At 35.0% G+C, this 1,018-nt stretch carries 2 protein-coding genes; both read right to left on the bottom strand.

Going from position 1 to position 1,018, the window contains the following annotated elements:
- Positions 1-44 precede the first annotated feature (44 nt).
- Entirely contained in the window at positions 45-416 is a 372-nt protein-coding gene (locus ACP45E_RS21405; protein ID WP_017035199.1) for a VOC family protein, read from the bottom strand.
- 192 nt (positions 417-608) lie between these two features.
- Entirely contained in the window at positions 609-965 is a 357-nt protein-coding gene (locus ACP45E_RS21410) for a hypothetical protein (protein WP_017037650.1), read from the bottom strand.
- Positions 966-1,018: the final 53 nt, after the last annotated feature.

Genomic DNA, 1,018 nt, shown 5'->3' on the forward strand with positions numbered 1-1,018 from the left:
CCACTGTTTTTGTTCCGTTTAAATTCCTTGTTAGGCTTTAAATATTATGTGGCCATTGTAAAGAAATTGAGTTTATTTCCATCTAGGTCACGAATATACCCAGCATAAAAATCCCCACCTCTAAGCCCTGATGCTCCTTCATCCTGAGCACCAAGCTCTATAGCCTTTAAATACAATTCATCAACTTTCTTGCGGGTGTCTAAGGCAATTGCAATCATAACCCCATTTCCAACACTCGCAGGTTTTCCATCAAAAGGCTTAGTAATCGCAAACTCAGGTTTGCCTGGACCAGTTGACCATATTATAAATGAATCATTTTCCATAATTCTGTTTGCATCTATTTCTGCAAATAAAGAATCATAGAATTTAGCGCTTTTTTCTATATCATTAGTACCTAAAGTTGTATATCCAATCATCACAAACACTCCATTAATAAACGAGGTATAAACAATACAACAATACTGTACATATAAACAGTTAAATTTAAAGCCTACGACATAAAGCCTAACGCCTCATTAAGAGGCAAAAAATAGTTGGTTAAAATAAGCGACGAAGGAGCAAAAACCAACTGTTTTTTGTCCTGCTTTAATGACTTGTTAGGCTTGAACTTAGAAACCTATTACATCTAAGAAAGGATAAATGCCAAAAGTATCTAGAAATGCTCCTAAGCCAAAAATGAAAAAGATGACGGTAAAAAAGCGAGATATGTATTTTAAAGATTTCACCATTGACTTATTTTTATCAAAAAACAAGGCTGTTACTAGCCCCACAATGTGAGAAATAACCATTATTACTGCCATTATAGCTACTACGAATATAGTCAGCCTAATTACAGCCATGGTGTGCCAGCTAAAACCTAAATCGCCTTGATACCCCCATAATCCTACAAGACAAATAGACAGTAAGAGTAACTTTATTGAACTTATGTTTTCTTTAAAGCTATTGATAGTTGACGCTCTATACATTTTAATTCCCCATATTTGATATTGGTAAAGCCTAACGCTCTGCTAAGCGGCAA

The sequence above is a fragment of the Vibrio genomosp. F10 str. 9ZD137 genome, from assembly GCF_049974785.1.
Lineage (GTDB): Bacteria > Pseudomonadota > Gammaproteobacteria > Enterobacterales > Vibrionaceae > Vibrio.

What these genes read in the sequence shown, in the direction of transcription:
- ACP45E_RS21405 (WP_017035199.1), bottom strand. Translation starts at nt 416, where the DNA reads ATGATTGGATATACAACTTTAGGTACTAATGATATAGAAAAAAGCGCT.
- ACP45E_RS21410 (WP_017037650.1), bottom strand. Translation starts at nt 965, where the DNA reads ATGTATAGAGCGTCAACTATCAATAGCTTTAAAGAAAACATAAGTTCA.